This window comes from Exiguobacterium sp. B2(2022) (genome assembly GCF_028823655.1).
GTDB lineage: Bacteria > Bacillota > Bacilli > Exiguobacteriales > Exiguobacteriaceae > Exiguobacterium > Exiguobacterium aestuarii_A.
The window spans coordinates 1-1,019 of sequence record NZ_JAPEHX010000128.1; the positions used below are offsets into that span (position 1 = coordinate 1).

Here is a 1,019-nt window from a genome sequence, read left to right on the forward strand (position 1 = left end):
TCTCATAGAGAACCGACTTGATCAAACAGGATTATGCTTGGTTGCTAGAACCAAACTCACGCATTTTGCCAGTTACGACGTTGTAGATCGCTTCGATCCCAGGTCCGATAACTTTACGTGGGTCATATACTTTCGAGTCAGCGTCAAGCTTCTCACGTACCGCACGAGTCCACTCTTGTTGGCACTCAGTGTTAACGTTGATTTTACTGTGTCCGAGCTCGATTGCTTTTTTAACTTGGTGCTCAGGAATACCTGATCCGCCGTGAAGAACGAGTGGAGTTTGTGTCGCTTTCGCGATTTCTTCCATCTCTTTGAAGCCAAGCTTCGGCTCACCTTGGTATGGTCCGTGTACAGAACCGAGTGCTGCAGCAAGTGCATCTACTTTCGCTTCTTTAACTACACGTACACACTCTTCGAGGTCAGCGTATTGTACGCCACCGATGACGCCGTCTTCTTCGCCGCCAACTGTACCGACTTCTGCCTCAACAGAAGCGCCTTTAGCGTGCGCGTACTCGACAACTTGTTTCGTCATTTCGACATTTTCGTCGATCGGGTGGTGTGAACCGTCGATCATGACTGATGTGAATCCAGCGTCGATCGCTGCTTTACACTTGTCGAATGAAGAACCGTGGTCAAGGTGGATTGCAACTGGAACAGTGATGTTGTAGTCGTGCATGAGACCTTCAACCATTTTGACAACTGTTGTGAAGCCACCCATGTACTTCGCTGCACCTTCTGATACACCGAGGATTACTGGTGATTTCTCGTCTTCCGCAGCGCGAAGAATCGCTTGCGTCCACTCGAGGTTGTTGATGTTGAATTGGCCGACTGCATACTTGCCTTCGAATGCTTTGTTAAGCATTTCTGTCATTGATACTAATGGCATAATGACATCCTCCTGTCTGTTCGCTATTATACACGTTTGGGAAAAGTTCCCCCGTGCAATTCGTTCCCATTATAACACACCGTAAAACATGTGCCTATGCTATTCGGGCATAGAAATGGCTTAGCGCAAGCGT

At 48.0% G+C, this 1,019-nt stretch carries 1 protein-coding gene; it reads right to left on the bottom strand.

Annotation, left to right across the window (positions count from 1 at the left end; genetic code table 11):
* Positions 1 to 31: 31 nt before the first annotated feature.
* Positions 32 to 886, bottom strand: coding sequence for a class II fructose-1,6-bisphosphate aldolase (gene fba, locus ON063_RS14635; RefSeq protein WP_214694578.1), 855 nt, complete (start codon positions 884 to 886; stop codon positions 32 to 34).
* Between the last annotated feature and the right edge of the window lie 133 nt (positions 887 to 1,019).

What these genes read in the sequence shown, in the direction of transcription:
- fba (WP_214694578.1), bottom strand. Translation starts at nt 886, where the DNA reads ATGCCATTAGTATCAATGACAGAAATGCTTAACAAAGCATTCGAAGGC.